The following is a 19,845-nucleotide window of genomic DNA, read 5'->3' on the forward strand; positions in this document are numbered from 1 at the left end:
AGGAAGCATTGGTCAAACGGGGCGATATCTATTTTGCAGATTTATCTCCAGTGGTCGGTTCCGAACAAGGTGGCATCCGGCCGGTCTTAGTGATCCAAAATAATTTAGGAAACCACTTCAGCCCAACGATCATCGTTGCAGCGATCACCGCAAAGATGGCCAAACCTAAATTACCAACGCACATCGGGATCAAAGCTGGGACCGGGATCGAGCGGGATTCAGTGATCTTGTTAGAACAGATTCGAACGATCGATAAATCGCGGTTGAAAGAACGAGTTTGTCATTTGAATCGAGAGGTCATGGAAGAAGTCGATGAAGCACTTCGCGTGAGTGTCGGCATTGACAGTGGGATCTCTATCATGCCTGAACCGCGTTTTACATAAGCAATTATTTTTTTCGATCATAATGATGCGGACGAAGCTTTGGCCGCAAAAAAAAACGATCAGCTCTGGGTGTGGGCTGATCGTTTTTTAATTGTTTAATGATTGGCGAAGACGACGAGATTGGTTGAATCATCGATACAGGTTTGCAGCGTGATACGTTCGCCGCCGGAAGTTCCAGTGATTTGATCCCAATAATCGTGTCCGTCATGGATATCATAGCCAGAGTCGTCAACTTGCACGATGGAATAAATTTTATAATCAGTCGGTTGCCCTTGACTATCGGTAGCGGTGATCACATCACCAATATGTAATGAAAACAACACAGAAAAAATTCCCGGATTATGTCCAATGAAATGCGTATTTTGATTATCATTTCCTGATTGGGCTGGTACGCCACCCCAAGTTGAGACGATCGAATGATTTTGGTCGATGATCGCTTGCCCTTGACTTTGGCCACCGTTTTGGTAGCTGATCGATTGATTCAAGATTTTAAGTTGATCAGTTTTAGGTGCTTCCGGTGCTGGCGCTGGTGTTTGAACTGCGGTACTGGTTTCTGGCACTGCGCTGTAACTGGTCGTTTCGACGGTAGTTTGAGCAGGCGCTGCCTCCGTAGTTTCTTGAGTCGCCGTTGTTTCAGTTGCGGCTGGGGCAGCTTCTTCGCTGGAAGATCCTGCCGGTGTTGCTGCAGCAGTTGTTGATTCAGTAGAGGCTGCGGCGCTGTTTTCAGCTGCAGTTGACTCAAGAGTCGTAGCTTGGACTTGAGTACTTTCAGTTGTTGCGGTCGGCGCAGTTGAACTGTTAGTTGCTGGATCAGTTGTGGCAGTTGAACTACTTGCTGCGGTTTGACTTACTTCAACGGGAACTGTGCTGTTAATTGCTGAAGGAGCGATTGATTGTTTGGTCGTCATAGTTTGAGTCGTTTCTGGTTTTGCGGTTTTCGAAGTAGAATTTTGCGTCGAACTTGAGAGGGCTTTTTCAGTTGGCTTGGTGGTTGATTGGACGAGAGAGGAAATTTTTTGGCTGGTATTTGCAGTTAATTGTCCCGGATCTTTTCCGGCGGCTAATAATAAATTTGGTAATGTAAACAAGGCCACACCAGTAAGTGAAATAGTAATTTTTAGCAGCAACAGTTTACTTGGTCGCATTAAGATCGCTCCGTTTCTATCGTTTTAAGTTTACAATGTCATTATAGAAGCGAGTTGTGGTTTATGAAAAAGTAACCTCTTGCATTGTTTCAAAAATAGTTATTTTTAATCTCAAAACAGCTTGATAACTATTTTTGTTCATTATTATAAAGTTATTTTATGATATAATGATTAAGGAAATAACCAGCAAACTGAGCTAAAATATTCAGCTAAAATGAAAAAAATGCAATGATTGTGTGAGGGTATAGGATGAAAGAATTGTTGAAGACGTCAGTTCAGCGGCGGCTAGCAATCGTTGGAAAATTGCGCGATACATTTGACTGGCAGCCGCTCCAAAAAATCGCGGATGAACTGGATTGTACTCCAAAGACCGTCTTGTCGGATATCGATACGATCAATCACGAATGGGCCGGCAAAGTCGGGGTCGAATATTCCAAAACAAAAGGGCTGCGACTCGATGATAGTCAACATAACAAATGGCAACTGTTGTTCTCTTCAATCATGGAACAATCAGAAGCGTTTGATTTTTTAGAGAAAGTTTTTTTTGATCCTAACAAAGACGCGGAATATTGGATCAATTGTTTATTTGTCAGTGAAGCGACTTTTTATCGGATGATTCGACAATTAGAACACTCGTTAAAACGCCACGGGTTACAAATTGAGCGCAAACCGTTTCGAGTGACGGCACCTGATGAACGGTGGGTCCGGATCTTTTATCAAAATTTTTTTATCGAAAAATATGGTCTAGCCCGCTGGCCGTTTTTTCTAGCTAAGCAAGAACTTTTGTGCTTTGTAAATGGCAGCAGTCAGACATTTGATCTGTTGCTGACTGATCGTGAAAAAATGCGCTACACTTATTTTTTAGTCGTGCTGCTATTTCGCAATAGCCAAGGCTTTTTGTTAGCGCCTGACTTGCTACAACAAAAACAGCCACCTTTGACGACGACCCGTGCCGCTTTATTAGCCGAATTGGAAAAAAGTATTTTACGCACCCAGCTTTCTGTCAGTCAGAATTGGCAGACAGAAGTCGCGTTGAGTTTGTATTACGATCATGTGTTGTTAAAGCAGCACGAGGCCTTGGATGTTTTAGCAGAGCTGCGGAAGTTTTTTACAGAACTCGAAACGACTTTTATGATCGAGTTAGCTGCGATCGACCAAAAACGGCTGTTCCAAGCTTGTTTGCAATTGTATCATGGCTATCGCATCTATCCATATCGGCGGACGCTTTTATTTAATGAAGCAGAACTATTCAGCCGCTTTGTCAAACGGGACTATCCGCATTTTACCAAGCTAGTCCAGCAGCTCTTGATTCGGCTAGAAAAAGCAACTGATTTTCCGTGGTTTACGCAGTTTCAAGCAGAAGTCTTGCAATTATTATTTAAAAATTGGGGGCAGCTCGGCTATTATTTAGATGTTCACTCACCCAAAGTCAACGTGTTAGTCGTCAGTGATTCTGGCAAACGTCACGGCGAATTATTAGCCGAATGGTTGAAGAGCCGCTTTTATTATCGAGTGGAGCCGACAGTGTATGGAGAGTCTATTTTTGCTTTGACCGATTACGAAAAATTAGCTACGTATGATCTTGTCTTATCCAATTATCCGCTAGCTAATTATCCGTATCCCAATTTACAGTTGATCGATGATTTTTTAGATGATTTGGATTTTTTACTTGTGAGCCAACAAGTTAAACAAAAACGGTAGACACTGTCTTAGGCGGTGTCTTTTTCCTTTAGTAAAACGTTTTCGATTTAAAGGGATATTAATAGAAATAAAATCTGGAAAACTCTATACTATAAAAGAGAGAAAGGACGTGAACCAATGTTTAAAAAGCTGTTAGCCAGTGTTGGCGAATATAAAAAGACGAGCTTAGTCACGCCATTTTTTGTCATGGGAGAAGTCGCGATGGATGTGGTGATGCCCTTGATCATGGCGAGCTTGATCGACCAAGGGATTCAAAAAAGTGACTCGACTGTGATCTTAAAACTCGGTGGGCTGTTGTTTTTGTGTGCGCTGTTTGCACTGTTCATGGGAACGATGGGAGGAAAAACGGCGGCGATCGCATCAGCTGGTTTTGCGCGGAACTTGCGCCATAATTTATTTGAACGCATCCAAAGTTTTTCTTTTTCTAACATCGATCGTTTTTCTAGCTCTAGTTTGATCACCCGCTTGACGACTGATGTCACCAATATCCAAAATGCGTATCAGATGATCATCCGGATCTTAGTTCGTTCACCGTTGATTTTGATTTTTTCTTTGACGATGGCCTTTCACATCAACAAAGAATTGTCGATGATCTACGTGCTCGTCGTGCCACTTTTAGCGGTCGGCTTGTTCATCATCATTCACTTTGCACGGCCGATTTTTATGAAAGTCTTTAAAACGTATGACCGTTTGAACCGTGTCGTCCAAGAAAATTTGCAAGGCATTCGAGTCGTCAAATCGTATGTGCGAGAAGGCTATGAAGAACAAAAATTCAGCACGGTCTCGACTGCTGTTTTTGATAATTTCACTAAAGCGCAACGGATCGTAGCGTTTAACATGCCGTTGATGCAATTTGCTATTTATACGTGTATGCTTTTGCTGTCATGGCTAGGAGCAAATTTGATCGTTGATAAAGGAACGTTGACGACTGGTGAATTAGTAAGTATGTTCAACTATACGATGCAGATTTTGATGAGTCTGATGATGATGTCTATGACCTTTGTCCAATTGATGGTCGCACGCACGTCAGCCGAGCGGATCACGGAAGTTTTATCAGAAGAAAGCGACTTGAAAAACGGGGCGCAACCGTTACAAAAAGTACCAGATGGTTCCGTTGAGTTTGATGATGTGTGTTTCAGTTACAAAAATGATATGGATAAATTAGTGTTAGAAAATATTGATTTGAAGATCAGATCCGGTGAAGTGATCGGAATCGTCGGAGGGACCGGGAGTTCAAAATCCAGTCTAGTGCAATTGATCCCGCGGCTTTACGATGCGACTCACGGAGTGGTAAAAGTCGGCGGACACGATGTCAAAGACTATAATCTTGAAGTGTTACGCGATCAAGTCGGAATGGTTTTACAAAATAATGTGCTATTCACCGGGACGATCGCCGAAAACTTACGTTGGGGCAATGAAACAGCCAGTGATGAAGAAATCGTGCGGGCGGCGAAGATCGCACAAGCCGATTCGTTTATCCAAGAGTTTCCTAAAAAATACGAGACGATGATCTCAGAAGGCGGGAACAATGTCTCTGGTGGACAAAAGCAGCGGTTGACGATTGCTCGCGCGCTGTTGAAAAAACCAAAGATCTTGATTTTGGATGACTCGACTAGCGCCGTTGATACGAAAACTGACCGCGCGATTCGCGAAGGGTTAGCCAAAGAGATTCCTGGGACGACGACTTTTATTATTTCTCAGCGGATCAGTTCGATCCAAGACGCCGATCGCATCATCGTATTGGATGATGGCAAGATCAACGGTATCGGAACTCACGCAGAATTGATGCAAACCAATCAGATCTACCAAGAAGTAAATAATTCTCAGCAGAAAGGATTTGGTGAACATGTTATCGAATAAAAAACAAACGAAAAATACCATCAAACCTTTGAAACGATTGTTGGGAATCATGATCCGGCGTTACAAATTCCAACTGTTGTTCGTCTTAGTGTTGATCTTGCTCAGTGCATTTGCCAATGTTCGCGGGTCACTTTTTTTACAAGTTGTAATCGATCAATATATCACGCCTCTCATAGGTAAAGCTGATCCGAATTTCGGCGGTTTGTTAAAAGCGATCATGACGATGGGCGTCATTTATTTAGTTGGGATCACCTCGACTTTGATCTACAATCTAATGATGGTCAAAGTTTCAGAAGGAACGCAAAAAAAGATCCGGGATGATTTGTTCAATCATTTAGAGACGTTGCCGCTAAGTTACTTTGACTCAAATTCTCACGGAGACATCATGAGTCATTTCACCAATGACACGGATACCTTGCGCCAAATGATCTCGCAAAGTATCCCCAACTTGATGCTTGCTGGTGTGACATTTATATCCGTCTTTGTGGCGATGTTTTCATTGAGTATCCCGCTCACATTGTTTGTGATTTTTACCGTCTCATTGATGTTTGGGATGCTGAGGATCATCTCGCGGCGCAGTGGTCGTTACTTTGGTGCGCAACAACGTGATTTAGGACGAGTCAATGGGTTTATTGAAGAGATGATGCACGGGCAAAAAGTCGTGAAAGTGTTCAATCACGAAAAACGAGCGATCGATGATTTTGATACGATCAATGAAACGTTACGAGTCAGTGCGACCAAAGCTAACGGCGTCGCCAATACGTTGATGCCGATCATGATGAACTTATTGAATGTCCAATACGTTTTAGTCGCGATCGTCGGTGGCTTGTTTGCAGTTTATGGTGTTTCGAGTCTGACGGTCGGGATGATCGCGTCATTTTTACAGTTGAGTCGTTCTTTAAACGGCCCCATCAGTCAGATCTCGCAACAGATCAATTTCGTCATCATGGCTTTAGCTGGTGCCGACCGGATCTTCCAACTGTTAGATGAAGCACCTGAAGTCGATGACGGGTATGTAACCTTGGTCAATGTAACTGAAAAGGCAGGACAGCTGACGGAAAGTAACGAACGTACTGGCATCTGGGCGTGGAAACAGCCCCATGAAGATGGTAGTGTGACGTATACAAAATTGACTGGTGATGTACGATTTGAAGCTGTTAATTTTGGCTATGATGAAGGTCATGTCGTGTTGCATGATATTAATCTTTATGCTGAACCTGGTCAAAAAGTTGCTTTCGTTGGTGCAACGGGTGCTGGGAAGACGACGATCACCAATTTGATCAATCGCTTTTACGATGTGCAAGAGGGTAAGATTCGCTACGATGGGATCAATGTTCAAAAAATCAAAAAAAATTCGTTGCGTCGTTCATTGGGGATCATTTTACAAGACACGCATCTGTTCACCGGTTCGATTAAAGATAATATCCGCTACGGGCGACTGGATGCGACCGATGAAGAAGTGATCGAAGCCGCTAAATTAGCCAATGCGGACAGTTTTATCCAACATTTACCGGAACAATATGACACGGTAATCACCGGTGACGGTGAAGGGATGTCTCAAGGGCAGCGTCAGCTATTAGCGATTGCGCGTGCTGCGATCGCAGACCCGCCCGTGATGATCATGGATGAAGCAACTTCCAGTATCGATACGCGAACCGAAAGTATCGTTCAGTCGGGGATGGATCGTCTGATGGAAGGTCGGACCGTCTTTGTCATTGCGCATCGATTGTCCACGATCCAAAATTCAGATGTCATCATGGTGATGGACCACGGTCGGATTTTAGAACGGGGGACTCACGAAAGTTTGTTAAAAGAAGGCGGCTTGTATTATCAATTGTATACCGGTAAAGTCGAATTAGCTTAATGGTCCAGCTTGCGGCGGTGATGATAGTGCTGCTTTGTCTCGTCGCTTCAGAAATAGAAAGGAAGGATCCAAGATGAAACGTTTTGCAATCAAAGGATTTGGTGCTGCCCGCGAGGTGTTTGAAGAAATCGAGGCCAACCCCCGCGTAGTAGATGCCAGCCACGTTCGCATCGCAATCAAAACTTTTGCAGTCAATCCTTATGACGTAGCTTTTCGCCAAGGGAAGATGAGTCAGTCGATCGAATTTCCCTATGTGCTAGGCAAAGATGGTGCTGGGATCGTGACTGAAGTCGGGATCGGCGTGCCGGAATTAAAAGTCGGCGATGAAGTGATCTTTCACGCTTTGACCGGCAGTTACGGTGAAGAGATCGTCGTTCCAGGGAATAAAGTAGTTTTGAAGCCAGCTGAAATGTCATTTGCCGAAGCGGCAGGACTCGTGACACCAGGCTTGACCGCCTATAATTTAGTGACCCATTTATTAGGTGAAGCGGCAGGCGAAGTCGTGGCAGTCCAAGGTGCATCTGGGGCAGTGGGCTCATTAGTCGTTCAATTGTTGAAAGCAAACGGAAAAACGGTGATCGGAACTGCTTCAAAACGCAATGAAGAATTGGTGCGAAACTTAGGTGTCGATCACTTCGCGGCTTATGATCAGGTCGATCCAGGTAAAGTTTTTGCCGATCAAGCCGATACTGTCATTGATGCTACTAAAGGCAGCCGCACCAGTGAAAGTGGCATGAAATTACTAAAAGCTGGCGGGACGTACATCGCGTTAAATGACTTACCGACAAAACGCACGAAAGCTGGTAATTATGTGCACTTTGGTCCTAGTCGCAGTTACCAAGACCAAGAAGCATTCGAAGCGTTAACGGCTTTATATAAAGCGGGCAAACTCAAACTTACGATCGCTGAGATTTTACCTTTTGAATTGACAAGTGTCATCACAGCGCATGAAAAAATTGAAGGCCATCCCAATGCGGGCAAGCTTATCATCCAAAAGGAGCAATAAAATGGATCAAAAAAAGTGGCAGCTAGTTCAGCAACATTTTGGAGAAATAGAATATTTAGACGATGGCTATTATCGCTTAAAAAATGTCGGTGAACGATTTAAACTGGCTTTTTTAACGAGTGGTGCTTGTGGCGAAAAAGTCATTCAGCCAGAGATCACGATCGAATGGGTCGGCGGGCGCGCCGTTCCGATCGCGTTATTAGATCTAGCTGCGACTCCGATCAAACGCTGGGACCGAAGTGAAACTGAAAAATTAGAGTCAGCAGCTGAGGTTTTATTAACAAAATTTTGTTTAGCTAAACGATTGACCGCCGCGGGGAAATAACCGCGACGGTTCTTTTGCTTGATTGACTGCTTGAGAAAAGTTTTTTGCAGGTAGGGGACTCATTAATTTTTCTTAAGCAATCAGCACGAGCTGTCCGACAAATCAGTCGATGTGTCGTAATTTGCCAGACTTGTCAAATGGAGTGATTGAAAAGGGCTATTTCTCCATGCTATTGTAAGTCGGTCAGAAAAAATCAGAGTGGGTGAAACGATTCATGAAACCAATTCAATCCATCAAGCATACCGTCCAACTTTACGCTCTCGATTGGAAACGGATCATAAAAAATCCGATCGCAGTCTTGTTGATGATCGCTTTAATGGTCATCCCGTCGTTGTATGCTTGGTTTAATATCAAAGCGTTATGGGACCCGTATTCCAATACTGGTGAGTTACCTATCGCAGTCTACAGTGCCGATGCGGGCGCTACTTTTCAAAAAAAAGAAGTCGAGATCGGGGATCAAGTCATTACGAACTTGCATAAAAACAAACAGCTAGGTTGGCGGTTTGTTTCATCAAAAGAACAATTAGTCGAAGGTGTCCGATCTGGTAAATATTATGCCGGTATTTATTTACCCGCTGACTTCTCGCAAGATCTTTTGAGTTTTACTAGTGGTGAGATCAAAAAACCAAAGATCGAATACTATTTGAATCAAAAGATCAATGCGATCGCACCAAAGATCACTGATAAAGGTGCCAGCTCGATCCAACAAGAGATCACGGATGAGTTTATTAAGACGGCCAGTTCGACTTTGCTGAAAGTCTTCAATGAACTGGGCTATGATATCGACAGCAATCTCGTGTCGATCAATAAAGTCAAAAGCTTGATTTTAAATACCAATGACAATCTAGGCGAGATCGAAGGGTATTTGAAACAGATCCAAGATGTTCGGGGTCAGTTGCCGGAGCTGAAACAAAAATTAGCCCAAGCCAATCAAATGGAAAGTTACTTGCCGCAAATCGATGAGATGGGTCAAAAACTCGTTACATTGAATCAAAAAATGCCGGAGCTCAAGCAACAAGCATCGATCATTTTAGACTTGCAGCAAAAGATTCCGGAGATCCAACAAGCCGGGCAACAACTCGCGACTGTTGATCAAGATTTTGCATCGATCCAACAAACGATGAACGATGGGATCAATGAAGCCAAACAAGGTCTTACGATCATTCAACAAGTCCAACAAACAATGCCGGCAATCGAAAAGATGAGTGGTAATGCCGCGCAACTCGCTGATACCTCGAAGCAAGCTGCTGAACAATTCAAACAAGCAGTTCCCAGCATCGCAAATTCCGCAATGGTCACGTTAAAATCCGTGGCGACGATTGGTGATACGACGAGTTCGATCGCGGGCACGCTGGGACAAGCCGTCAGTGATAATCGCTTGACCGATCAAGAAAAACAAGACATTCGCCAAGTCTTGGGGGATTTTTCTGGTAACTTAGCAAAGCAACAATCGGCCTTGACTAATGTCGCAGCATTTTTCAGCCAACTGCAACAACAAGCTGGTAATCAAGACTTACAAGGCGCGATCGATCAAGTCAATCATTTGAATCAGCTCGTGACGGATCTGAAAAATCGGATCGACGGCTTTTTACAGACGGGGACGAATTTTGATGTCGACCAAGTCGTAGCGTTAGCTAATCAGATTTCAAGTGTCGGGCAAGGAATCAGTCAGCTTGCGAACAGTATCGATGTCAATGGCGTCCAAACGACGGTTAACAATGTCTTGGATCAATTGATCACGACGGTATCTGGAGCGCAAGATCTATTGGCAAAAGCCAATGGGATCGATTTTAATAGTCTGCTCAATTCAACGGAAAAAACAGTGACCGATGCAATCGCGATCTTAGAAAAATACCAGCAACAAATGCCGGCAGTCGGCAAAGAAGTCCATGATGCAAACGTTATGTTAAATGGACACATGAATGAGATCACCACCGGTATCAATCGCGGCGCGGATCTTTATAACAATGAACTGCCACAAGTTGAACAAAAACTTAGCCAAGCGACGAACTTTTTCCAAAATGATTGGCCCGGCGTCAAAACGGATCTGACACAAGGTCTAAAAGTTGCCAACGATAAAATGCCAGTGGTGGAATCGGCGCTGAATCAAGCGAATGATTTGATCGTTAATGATTGGCCGACCTTGAAAGCAGGAATCCAAAAAGCTGCCGGGGCGATCAAACAAGGCGATCAAGAAATTGATTTTGGGGAAGTTTTGAAGTTATTGAAGCTGGATGCCCAAAAAGAAAGTGACTTTTTCACTAAACCGGTCGAGTTGAAAGATCATACGATGTATCCAATCGCCAACAATGGTTCGGCTAGTGCGCCGTTTTATACCGCATTGTGTTTGTGGGTCGGGGCCGTTTTATTTTCTAGCGTTACGACAACAGATTTTTATTTAGATCCAAAAGATCGAGGCAAATTCACAAAACGTGAACGATTTGGTGCGCGCTTATTGACGTATTTGACGATGGGGACCGCCCAGTCCTTGATCGTATCTCTAGGAAATATCTTTATTTTAGGCGTCTATGTGAAAAGTCCGGTGTTGAGTGTCTTGTTTGCGTTACTCGTTGGACTAGCCTTTACGATGATGGTCTATGCACTAGTCGCACTCTTTGGAACAGTTGGTAAAGGACTAGCGGTCATCATTCTGGTCTTGTCGATTTCTGGCGGGGGCGGGAATTATCCGATCCAAGTCTCGGGGAAATTTTTCCAAGCAGTCAACCCGTGGCTACCCTTTACTCATGCGGTCAATCTGTTACGAGAAAGTGCCGGCGGGATCTATTGGCCTAATGCGACAAAAGATATTTGGATCATGGTCGCGTTGTTTATCGGATTTGCGGTGATCGGGACGTGGGCTTATCCAGTCATCCAACCGCAGTTGAAAAAATTGACTAAAGTCTCTCATGAAAGCAAGATCTTCCATTAAACTAAGTGAAGGCGTGACAGAAGTAGCTCTTTTTTTGGAGCTGACCACTTCTGTCACGCCTGTATTTTTTTACGCTTGCTTCCGCTTATTTTACCGAAGCTATCCAGTCGGTTCCACTTTTCTAAGTCCTTCCTAAAAACCTGCAAGAAAAGATTGACTTTTTTCTCATTCCCGAGTAGCATATCGCTTGTTTGTACTTTATTAAAGGGGTGAAGAAAGTGGATTACTTGAAGCGTCTATTAGTAGGACGCCCATTAAAATCGTCAGAAAATGATGATCAAAGTTTGAGTCGATTCGCGGCTTTGGCGATGCTGTCGTCAGATGCGTTGTCATCGGTCGCTTACGGAACAGAGCAAATCGTTGTGATCTTAGTGACCTTATCAGCTGCTGCGATCTGGTACTCATTGCCAATTGCAGTCGTTGTTTTAGTTTTACTGACTTCCTTGATTTTATCTTATCGTCAAATCATTCACGCGTATCCTCACGGTGGGGGAGCGTATGTCGTCAGTAGCGAGAATTTGGGCAAAAATGCCGGTTTGATCGCCGGGGGTTCCTTGCTGATCGATTATATGTTGACGGTAGCCGTCTCAGTCTCGGCCGGTGCAGAAGCGATTGCTTCGGCGATCCCGAGTTTGTACCATCATCGAGTTGCGATCTCGGTGGTGATCGTCTTGCTATTGATGCTGATGAATCTACGCGGCTTACGAGAAAGCGCAGGCTTTTTGATGGTGCCGGTCTATTCATTTATCGGAGTGATCACACTTTTGATCATTGTCGGACTGTTCAAATGTTTGACGGGTGCTGCACCGATCCAAGCGACAGCTCAAGTCGGGACAGTCGTTCCAGGAATCACGGTCGCGTTATTGCTGCGGGCTTTTTCTTCAGGGTCTTCTTCTTTGACCGGGGTCGAAGCGATCAGTAACGCCGTGCCGTTTTTCAAAAAACCGCGCGCGAAAAATGCTGCGGGAACGCTGGCGATGATGGGAATCATTTTAGGGTTCTTCTTTACCGGGATCACGTTTTTAAACTACTGGTATGGGATCGTCCCATCGGAAAAAGTTACGGTCTTGTCACAAGTCGGAGAAGCGGTTTTTGGTAAAGGAATTTTTTATTACATTTTGCAATTCGCAACGGCTTTGATCTTAGCCGTGGCAGCCAATACTGGATTCTCAGCCTTTCCCGTTTTAGCTTATAATTTAGCAAAAGATAAATATTTGCCTCACCGGTACCAAGACCGAGGCGATCGGTTAGGGTATTCAAACGGGATCATTACGTTGGCTTTAGGTTCGATTATTTTATTGATGATCTTCCAAGGTTCGACGGAACGTTTGATTCCTTTGTATTCAGTCGGAGTCTTCATTCCTTTTACGTTGTCACAGACTGGGATGGTCAAAAAATGGCGCGGCGAAGGTGGTCCTTGGTTAAAAAAATCGATCGCCAATATTATCGGCGCGTTGATCTCATTTTCGATCGTCGTGATTTTGTTTGTCTATCGCTTGTTAGATATTTGGCCATTTTTCATCATTATGCCGATCTTGATCTATGTCTTTTATAAAATCCACGATCATTATAAAAAAGTCGCCGAACAGTTACGGCTAGCTGAAGATGTCGCGTTACATGAATACGATGGCAATACGGTGATCGTTTTAGTGGGCAATGTGACTCAAGTCAACATCGGCGCATTGAACTACGCGCAATCGATCGGGGATTACGTGATCGCCATGCACGTCTCGCTAGAAGAAAACGAAGCCAAAGAACGAGAGATCCGCCATGAGTTCCGCGAACATTTCCCTGAAGTTCGCTTCTCAGTCGTCCGCTCGCCGTATCGCTCGATCGTCAATCCGGTCGCGCGCTATGTGGACCGAGTTTCTGCCAATGCCAAAAAACATAATTACACCACGACTGTTTTGATACCTGAGTTTGTACCGAACAAAGCGTGGAAACGTTCATTGCATAACCAAACTGCCTTTAAGTTGCGACTGCGGCTGTCTTATCGCGATGATATCATCGTCAGTACCTATAATTATCATTTGAAAAAATAAAGTGTTGAAGCGGAAAAATTTTTGCATCTTTAACAAAAAGTAAATGCGAGCGAACGGATAACTATTTCATTTCGTTCGCATCTTTTGTCTCTAGAAATGAATTGATTTAGTTAAGTTCGTATAAAATAAAAAAGATTGCACATTCCATTGTTTCGGTAGATAATGCAGAAAAGCAATGTCAGAAAGTTTAAACAAAATATTTCTGAGGAGTGAGTAAGATGAAATTATTGATCTTAAAAGGGCTAACGGTTGTTGGAGTTGGACTCGTGGCTTTTGCTGCGAAACTGCAATTAGTCGAGCCGGTCTTTTTTATCCAGATCGTAGGAGCGGTCATAAGTTTGTTGGGGATTTTTTATTGGGTACTGGAATTGCGTTCAAACTTACCTTATTTTTATGGCCATAGTCAATCAGCTGGTTCCAATGCCAATGCTTCGGTCGTGGTGGGGATCGGTCTCGCGTTAGTAGCCAACTCGTGGTTCAATTTAGTCGGATATCTCATACTGGCGTTACTGATTTTAGTTTTGTTACAACGAGTCGTTAAACAGAAAAAAATTGCTTAAATCAAAACGGAAGTGCTGGCTGCACTTCCGTTTTTTAGGTTGGATGAATTTATGCTAGTAGCAATTTAACGGTCTTTTTTTACCGACTCGTTTTCGTCACAGGATCGAGTTTTCGTTCCACGATTCCTAATAACCAGTCGGTGATGATCGCCATTAAAGCGGTAGGGAGCGCACCTGCTAAAATAATCGCTGTTCCATCGGTCGCATTTGTTCCGCGGATGATAATATCGCCGAGGCCGCCTGCGCCAACAAATGCGCCAATGGCTGTGATCCCGATGGCTACGACCAGTGCGTTTCTGATCCCAGCCATGATGACCGAAATCGAAAGCGGGAGCTCGATCAAATACAGACGTTGCAAGCTAGTCATGCCCATGCCTTTACCGACGTCCAGTGCATTTTTATCGACTTGGCGCATGCCAGTGTACGTATTTTTGATGATCGGCAAAAGAGAATATAAGAAGACCGTTAAGATCACGACGTTGACGCCAAGTCCGAGACCGATCATCAAAATCGAAACCATCGCTAAAGACGGGATCGTTTGGATGATATTTGCCAAGCGGATCACCCAGTTAGCTAATTTTGAATGTTTTGAGATGAAGATCCCGATCGGAATCCCGATAAGTGCAGCTAGCAACACACCATAAATCGAGATCAAGAAGTGGCGGGTGAATTGCGCCAAGACATAGCCGCCATTGATCTTAAAATAGTCAAAAAACTGTTGTAAGGTATTCAAATTTTCCAAGCCCGTCACTTCCCTTCGAAATAATGATGTTCTTTTAGAAATTCTTCGGCCACGACAGAAGGTTCCACTAGATCATTGTCCGCTCGATAATTCAGCTGCTGCATTTTACGAGTGGAGATCTGGCCGCTTAATTTTTTCAAGATCGGTCGCAATTCCGGATTTTTTTGTAACACTTCGTCGGTTGCGATCGGGGCTGCATCATACGGTGGGAAGAAGTGCAAGTCGTCTTCTAACATTACTAGATCGTATGACGCGATCCGCCCATCAGTGGAGTAGCCTAAAACGATATCCATTTTACCAGCTTCTACCGCATCGTAAACTAATCCGATCTGCATCGGTAAAATCGAAGAAAATTCAAAGCCGTACGTTTTTTTGAAGCCATCGTACCCATCGCCTTCACGGGTGATCCAAGCTGTGTCGACACCGGCTTTTAATTTGTCGGCGACATTTTTCAGATCGCTGACTTTTTTTAAATTATATTTTTGCGCCGTATCTTTGCGGACTAAAAAGACGTACGTATTGTCAAAGCCATATGACTTGAACCACGTTTGGTGATAGCGTTTTTGAAATTCCCGCTTGACTGTTTTAAACGCTTGGGCTGGATCTTTTTCAGCTGGCAAGCCCAGTGTCGTCGTCAAATCCGTTCCTGTGTAGCGAGCAGCAGAGATGGAGGCTGCTCCACTGATGATTGCTTGGTGATTAATCGTCGTTGTTGCTAAATTATTGATGATCGTCGTTTTTTGATCTGTATAATGTTCGATCATCCCTGAAACGATTCCAGCTAAAATTTGCGTCTCTGAGGTGATGCCGCCAGTGATCCCGATCGTGTCATCACTATTGTTAGAGGCTAAGCCAGGAAAAGAACAACTACTTAAAAAAAGTAGACTAGCTACTAACAGTAAAAAAAGTTTTGTTTTTTTCATCAGCTTTCCTCCTTTTTTAGCGCACTGGGAGTCAATCTTGTTTCCAATCCGCCTAATAATAAATCAGCTAACAAGGCGATCAAAGTTACGGGGATCGTGCCGGCAAAGATCAGCGGCGGTTGGAAATTATTCAGCCCGCTAAAGATCAAATCACCGAGTCCGCCAGCACCGATGTAAGAGGCCAGCGTCGCCCACGCGATTACGTAGACAGCAGCTAACCGAATACCCGCCATGATCGTTGGCATCGCGATTGGCAGTTCAACAGTCGTGATGGATTGAAGATTGGTCATCCCCATCCCTTTGGCTACATCACGGTAATTGCTGTCGACATTTTTCAAGCCGATATACGTATTCCGTAAAATCGGCAACAGTGAATAAATGAAAAGTGCGATGATCGCGGGAAATTTTCCGACGCCTAAAAAGGGGATCATCAACGCTAATAAAGCTAATGAAGGGACAGTTTGCAACAAGCTGGCTAATCCGATCACAAAATTTGCGATTTTTGGCAGGCGAGTCAGTAAGATTCCCAAAGGTACCGCGACTAAGATTCCTAAGCCTAATGCCAGTGCAGAGATGTAAATATGTTCGGCACTTTTAGTCAAGATCTGGCTGCCATATTGATTCCAAAATTGGGTCATGGTTAAGCCTCCTTGTCAGTTACGTTTTCTGCCGCGTCACCTAGCGTTTCTTCTTCGCCCCACAGCACATCGTAAATGATATCGACTAGTGAGACACGCGTTAAGATACCAACTAGGTGATTATAGTCGTCTACGACTGGAACGTATTTCACACCGCGCTTTAAGATCCGTTGTAAACTATCACGCAATAAGGCCGATTCTTTCACGTAAAATACTTTTGGATTGATGATGTCCCCGACACTTGTAGCTGTGCCGCGCCGGCGTTCTTTTTCGATCGTCTCGATATCCACGAAGCCTTTTAAAGTGTTGGAGTCATCCACGATCAATAAAGTATCGACTCGTTTTTCCCGCATCAAGCGAATTGCGTTTTGCAAACTTTTTTCCGGCGTGATAGAAACCGCGGTTCTCATCATGATGTCGCCCACCGTTGTCGTATCTTCCCGCGCTTGCAACAGACGATCTTCTCCCAGTAATTCTTCAACAAAATCATTGGCCGGCTGGCGTAAAATATTATCAGGCGTGTCAAATTGGATCACGCGACCTTCACTCATGATCGCGATCCGGCTAGCCAGTTTCAACGCTTCATCCATGTCGTGCGTCACAAAGACGATCGTTTTACCAAGTCGCTCTTGCAAATCTTTGACTAGATCTTGCAACGAATCACGCGTGATCGGGTCCAGCGCGCCAAAGGGTTCGTCCATCAAAATGATATCTTGATCAGCAGCCAGTGCTCGGACCACTCCGATACGCTGTTGTTGTCCCCCGGATAGTTCGTGGGGATAGCGATCTAACATTTCGCGCGGTAATTCGACTAGATCGATCATCTTTTCCGCCGTTTTAGTTTGCGTCTCGCGGTCAACTTTTAATAAACGCTGCACGAGATTGATATTTTCGCGGATCGTCATATGCGGCATCAGTCCGATATTTTGGATCACATAACCGATTTGCCGCCGCAGCTCGACTGGATTTTTTTGTTGGATATCTTCGCCATCGATTTTGATCGTGCCGGTGGTCGGATCGATCATGCGGTTGATCATCCGCATCGTCGTCGTTTTTCCGCTCCCGCTCGTACCAATCAAACAAATAAATTCCCCAGTCTCAAATGTAAGATTGACATCTTTGACGGCAACTTTATTACCGGCATAAACTTTTGAGACGTTATCAAATTCAATCATTTCTTCACCCCTAATTTCAAAAAATAGAAATTTCTACTCTCTCAGTATGCTACAACTGCGACACAAAAAGCAAATCAAGCTGGGAAAGTAGACCGATTGAGACGACTAGAAAATAACTTGCTGAAAGTTTCAAGTAATAAGCGATGAGAAAAGCTTTCATCATTAAAAGAATTGTTGTCAGATTAAAAACAAAAAAAGCTAAGCACGCAGCTTAGCTTTTTGAGTGGTCCGTTAGTTGATTTACATTTCTTCGTAAATATTTTTTTCGATCTCAGCTCGTTGATCCGCTAAAAAAGGCGGTAGCGCAAAACTTTCGCCAAGGTGCGCGAGGTCTTCATCGATCGTAAAGCCGGGCCCTAGCGTCGCAAATTCTACTCGGTTGCCGCCAGGCTCGCGAATGTACAAACTTTTGAAGTAGCCGCGAGAAATGATTTTTTCGATCTGCCAGTGTTGTAGCACAGCTTTTTGATAAAGAGCATCCAAGGCGGCATCATCTTTGACAGCAAAAGCAATATGATCGATACTGCCGCGGCCCATCCGACTTTTTTCAGTACTGTCAGTTTGATAGAGATTCAAGTATTCGTAATCGCTAGCTTTGATTTTTTGACCGGTTGTTTCCCAACCAAGAAATTCTTGAAAGAAAGCACTTGTTTTAGCTGGTTCTGGAACATGGAAAGATGTGAAACGCAACCCTAGCAGTTGGTACTGGCTGGGGATCTCGTTGTGCACCACTCGCTGAGCTGCAAGGGGTGGCAAGTCGGTCTCAGTCAAGGTCAATTTAACTTGATCAGGATCATAAAAAACGAGGGAACGACCTTGCTTTTCAAACAGGACTTGTTTTTCAGTCAGTCGTTGTTGCCAGTAGTCCAAACTATTTTGCGGAATGTTCAAACCGATCTCCGCTAAGTAATGCTCATTGTCATAACGATGCCCCAATAAAGGAACGACAAAAAAAGTTACAACCGTCCCCGGTGAGCCGTCATAATCTCCATAATAATAATGCAACATGCGATGGTTATCTTGGTTGACGGTATTTTTGACAAAGCGTAAACCCAATGTAGCCGTATAAAACTGAAGATTTTCTTCTTTGTAACGAGTCAACAATGAAATATGATGAAAAAAGGTAGTCATCGAACTTCACCTCACAAACTTATTTTAAGTTAGTATACTAAAGCCCTACAGAATCATAAACTAAAAAGACTTGCTTTTAAGGTACGCGACTTCATGTTAAAATAGCCGAGGAAAAGAGGAGAAGCTATGTTAACAACTGAAGATTTTGATTTTGATTTGCCAGAAGAATTGATTGCCCAGACCCCTCTAGAAAAACGAGACAGCTCGCGTTTATTAGTCTTAGATCGTAAAACGGGAAAAGTCGAAGATAAACACTTTCATGAGATCATCGACGAATTGAATGCCGGTGATGCGCTCGTGATGAACAACACCCGGGTCTTGCCCGCTCGTTTATACGGTGAAAAACCGGAGACCGGGGGGCACTTAGAAGTTTTACTATTGAACAACACGAAAGGCGATGAGTGGGAGACGTTGATCAAACCCGCCCGCCGAGCTAAAGTCGGTACACAAATCAAATTTGGTGACGGTCGCTTGACTGCTACAGTCAAAGAGGAATTAGAACACGGTGGCCGGATCGTAGAATTCCATTATGATGGGATCTTTTTAGAGATCTTAGAATCATTAGGGGAGATGCCGCTACCACCTTATATCAAAGAACGTTTGGAAGATCCAGAACGTTATCAAACTGTTTACGCTAAAGAAAATGGTTCCGCAGCAGCACCCACCGCCGGGCTTCATTTTACACCAGAACTATTGGCTGAGATCCAAGCTAAAGGAGTCGAACTCGTTTATTTAACGCTTCATGTTGGTTTGGGAACGTTTCGTCCTGTCAGTGTCGATAATATTTCTGAACATCATATGCACAGTGAATTTTACCGTTTAACAGCTGAAGCAGCAGCAAAATTAAACGCTGTTCGCGATCAAGGGGGAAGAATCGTAGCAGTAGGAACTACGTCGATCCGGACATTGGAAACGATCGGTACGAAATTTGACGGTGCGATCAAAGCTGATAGTGGTTGGACGGATATTTTTATCACGCCGGGGTATCAGTTCAAAGTCGTTCAAGCTTTTTCAACGAACTTTCACTTACCAAAATCAACTTTAGTCATGCTTGTTTCAGCTTTTGCTGGTCGAGAAAATGTACTGAACGCGTATCAACACGCAATTGAAGAAAAATATCGTTTCTTCAGTTTTGGTGATGCGATGTTTGTTAAATAAAGACCTGTTGAAAATTTTATCATCAAAAAAGCCAGGCGCTCGATCGCCTGGCTTTTACTTATGGAAGGATTAATCATTCGAATTGCGATTACTTTATACATGTAAAGTATTGATGGAATTTCTAGATCATAAACATAAATCTTGTTTTAACTACATCTTCACTTGTTGCTACTTGAACTTTGTTACTCTGAAACATTACGTATCGTGTTACTTCTAATCTTGAGTTATTCTTTTCAATATCTTGATACGCATTCACTATTTGT

Annotated in this window: 16 protein-coding genes; 10 read left to right on the forward strand and 6 right to left on the reverse strand. The window is 43.8% G+C overall.

Going from position 1 to position 19,845, the window contains the following annotated elements; translation table 11 throughout:
- Positions 1-8 precede the first annotated feature (8 nt).
- A complete protein-coding gene (locus GVJ38_RS06770; RefSeq protein ID WP_159722421.1) occupies positions 9-383 on the forward strand; it encodes a type II toxin-antitoxin system PemK/MazF family toxin in 375 nt (124 codons plus the stop codon).
- A 95-nt stretch (positions 384-478) separates the two neighbouring features.
- On the opposite strand, the gene GVJ38_RS06775 is transcribed toward GVJ38_RS06770, so the two are convergent.
- Positions 479-1,528, reverse strand: coding sequence for a class F sortase (locus tag GVJ38_RS06775; protein WP_235032839.1), 1,050 nt, complete (start codon positions 1,526-1,528; stop codon positions 479-481).
- A 249-nt stretch (positions 1,529-1,777) separates the two neighbouring features.
- On the opposite strand from GVJ38_RS06775, the gene GVJ38_RS06780 reads away from it, so the two are divergent.
- From GVJ38_RS06780 to GVJ38_RS06815, 8 genes are all read left to right on the forward strand, one after another.
- Positions 1,778-3,229, forward strand: coding sequence for a helix-turn-helix domain-containing protein (locus tag GVJ38_RS06780; protein WP_159722422.1), 1,452 nt, complete (start codon positions 1,778-1,780; stop codon positions 3,227-3,229).
- Between the two features lie 117 nt (positions 3,230-3,346).
- Entirely contained in the window at positions 3,347-5,089 is a 1,743-nt protein-coding gene (locus GVJ38_RS06785) for an ABC transporter ATP-binding protein (protein WP_159722423.1), read from the forward strand.
- The gene (locus GVJ38_RS06790) at positions 5,076-6,953 is read left to right on the forward strand and encodes an ABC transporter ATP-binding protein (protein ID WP_159722424.1); all 1,878 of its coding nucleotides are present in this window, start codon (positions 5,076-5,078) and stop codon (positions 6,951-6,953) included. The genes GVJ38_RS06785 and GVJ38_RS06790 overlap by 14 nt, the downstream gene beginning before the upstream one ends.
- A 73-nt stretch (positions 6,954-7,026) precedes the next feature.
- Positions 7,027-7,959 (forward strand): NADP-dependent oxidoreductase, encoded by a 933-nt coding sequence (locus GVJ38_RS06795; RefSeq protein ID WP_159722425.1) that lies wholly within the window; start codon positions 7,027-7,029, stop codon positions 7,957-7,959.
- Position 7,960: 1 nt separating this feature from the next.
- Complete coding sequence (locus GVJ38_RS06800; RefSeq protein ID WP_159722426.1) at positions 7,961-8,284, forward strand: hypothetical protein; 324 nt, start codon at positions 7,961-7,963, stop codon at positions 8,282-8,284.
- A 223-nt stretch (positions 8,285-8,507) separates the two neighbouring features.
- Positions 8,508-11,213 carry a YhgE/Pip domain-containing protein gene (locus GVJ38_RS06805; RefSeq protein WP_200849466.1) on the forward strand — a complete coding sequence of 902 codons (2,706 nt, stop codon included), beginning with the start codon at positions 8,508-8,510 and terminating at the stop codon, positions 11,211-11,213.
- 218 nt (positions 11,214-11,431) lie between these two features.
- Positions 11,432-13,255, forward strand: coding sequence for an APC family permease (locus GVJ38_RS06810; RefSeq protein WP_159722428.1), 1,824 nt, complete (start codon positions 11,432-11,434; stop codon positions 13,253-13,255).
- 218 nt (positions 13,256-13,473) lie between these two features.
- Positions 13,474-13,815, forward strand: coding sequence for a hypothetical protein (locus tag GVJ38_RS06815; RefSeq protein WP_159722429.1), 342 nt, complete (start codon positions 13,474-13,476; stop codon positions 13,813-13,815).
- Positions 13,816-13,894: 79 nt separating this feature from the next.
- Here the strand turns inward: GVJ38_RS06815 and GVJ38_RS06820 are convergent, their stop codons facing one another.
- The 5 genes from GVJ38_RS06820 to GVJ38_RS06840 all read right to left on the reverse strand — a co-directional run bounded on the left by GVJ38_RS06820 (position 13,895) and on the right by GVJ38_RS06840 (position 18,424).
- Positions 13,895-14,557, reverse strand: a complete 663-nt coding sequence (locus tag GVJ38_RS06820; protein ID WP_159722430.1) for an ABC transporter permease — start codon at positions 14,555-14,557, stop codon at positions 13,895-13,897.
- A 5-nt stretch (positions 14,558-14,562) separates the two neighbouring features.
- Positions 14,563-15,480 (reverse strand): osmoprotectant ABC transporter substrate-binding protein, encoded by a 918-nt coding sequence (locus GVJ38_RS06825; RefSeq protein WP_159722431.1) that lies wholly within the window; start codon positions 15,478-15,480, stop codon positions 14,563-14,565.
- Positions 15,480-16,118 (reverse strand): ABC transporter permease, encoded by a 639-nt coding sequence (locus GVJ38_RS06830; protein ID WP_159722432.1) that lies wholly within the window; start codon positions 16,116-16,118, stop codon positions 15,480-15,482. The genes GVJ38_RS06825 and GVJ38_RS06830 overlap by 1 nt, the downstream gene beginning before the upstream one ends.
- A gap of 2 nt (positions 16,119-16,120) precedes the next feature.
- Positions 16,121-17,293 (reverse strand): betaine/proline/choline family ABC transporter ATP-binding protein, encoded by a 1,173-nt coding sequence (locus GVJ38_RS06835; RefSeq protein WP_159722433.1) that lies wholly within the window; start codon positions 17,291-17,293, stop codon positions 16,121-16,123.
- A 240-nt stretch (positions 17,294-17,533) separates the two neighbouring features.
- Complete coding sequence (locus GVJ38_RS06840) at positions 17,534-18,424, reverse strand: VOC family protein (protein ID WP_159722434.1); 891 nt, start codon at positions 18,422-18,424, stop codon at positions 17,534-17,536.
- Positions 18,425-18,550: 126 nt separating this feature from the next.
- Between GVJ38_RS06840 and queA the strand changes: the two genes are divergently transcribed.
- Positions 18,551-19,582: a tRNA preQ1(34) S-adenosylmethionine ribosyltransferase-isomerase QueA gene (gene queA, locus GVJ38_RS06845; RefSeq protein ID WP_159722435.1), complete on the forward strand. Its 1,032-nt coding sequence runs from the start codon at positions 18,551-18,553 to the stop codon at positions 19,580-19,582.
- Positions 19,583-19,845: the final 263 nt, after the last annotated feature.

Source organism: Enterococcus sp. CSURQ0835, assembly GCF_902706605.1.
GTDB lineage: Bacteria > Bacillota > Bacilli > Lactobacillales > Enterococcaceae > Enterococcus_A.